Origin of the sequence: Pelagivirga sediminicola (assembly GCF_003072125.1) — a bacterium.
Taxonomy (GTDB): domain Bacteria; phylum Pseudomonadota; class Alphaproteobacteria; order Rhodobacterales; family Rhodobacteraceae; genus Roseovarius; species Roseovarius sediminicola.
The window spans coordinates 1-1,030 of sequence record NZ_QCYH01000065.1 but is presented as its reverse complement, the minus strand read 5'-3'; the positions used below and the strand labels follow the sequence as shown (position 1 = coordinate 1,030).

Annotated in this window: 1 protein-coding gene; it reads left to right on the top strand. The window is 47.0% G+C overall.

All coding sequences use genetic code 11. From position 1 onward, the window contains the following. Positions 1 to 66: 66 nt before the first annotated feature. A partial coding sequence (locus DC366_RS19480; RefSeq protein ID WP_279305774.1) for a Ty1/Copia family ribonuclease HI occupies positions 67 to 1,030 on the top strand: 964 nt, incomplete at its 3' end.

The window sequence follows — 1,030 nt, the reverse complement described above, 5'->3', positions numbered from 1 at the left end:
GCCTTGTATGGCTTGAAGCAAGCTCCTAGGACTTGGTATGGTAGGATGGGAAGTTTTCTATCCAGTTTGGGATTTACCAAGAGTAAAGCAGATTCCAACCTTTACTACAAGGTTGAGGAAGGCAATCCAGTGATACTACTATTGTATGTGGATGACCTGTTTGTAACAGGTGAGGATAGATTGATTGCCGACACAAAGAGGAAGCTTGCTGCCGAGTTCGAGATGAAGGACTTGGGGATGATGCACTACTTTCTAGGCATGGAGGTGTGGCAGAGTGCAGATGGAATCTTCCTTGGACAAGGGAAGTATGCAGTAGAGATCCTGAAGAGGTTCGGGATGATGGACTGCAAGGCCATGGCCACACCTATGGCATCGAACCTGAAGCTTCTGTGTGATGCTTCATCTGATCCGATTGATGTCACAATGTATCGTCAGATGATTGGGTCCTTGATGTACCTGATGAACACGAGACCAGATATTTGCTTTGCGGTGAACACATTGAGCCAGTTCCTGACGGATCCGAGGAGTGTTCACCTGGTTGCTGTAAAGCATATTCTGAGGTACCTGAAGGGTACAATTGATTATGGGCTCAAGTATGATGCGAATCAAAAGTTTAACCTGCAGGGTTATGTTGATTCAGATTGGGCAGGCAGTGCTGCAGATAGGAAGAGCACATCTGGGTGCTGCTTCAGTATGGGATCAGGTGTGATCTCTTGGTTTAGCAGGAAGCAGTCCTGCGTAGCACTGAGTACAGCTGAAGCAGAGTATGTTGCAGCTTGTTCAGCTAGTTGTGAGGCAGTATGGCTACGGAAGCTACTGTCTGAGTTATTTGATCTCCCATTGGATGCTACTGGTATCTTTTGTGACAACCAGAGTTGTGTGAAGCTGTCTGAGAACCCAGTGTTTCATGACAGGTCGAAACACATAGAGATCAAATATCACTATATCAGGGATATGGTGCAGAGAGGAGCTGTGAAGCTCCTGTATGTTGCGACGGACGAGCAGATTGCAGATGTGCTGACGAAGCCAC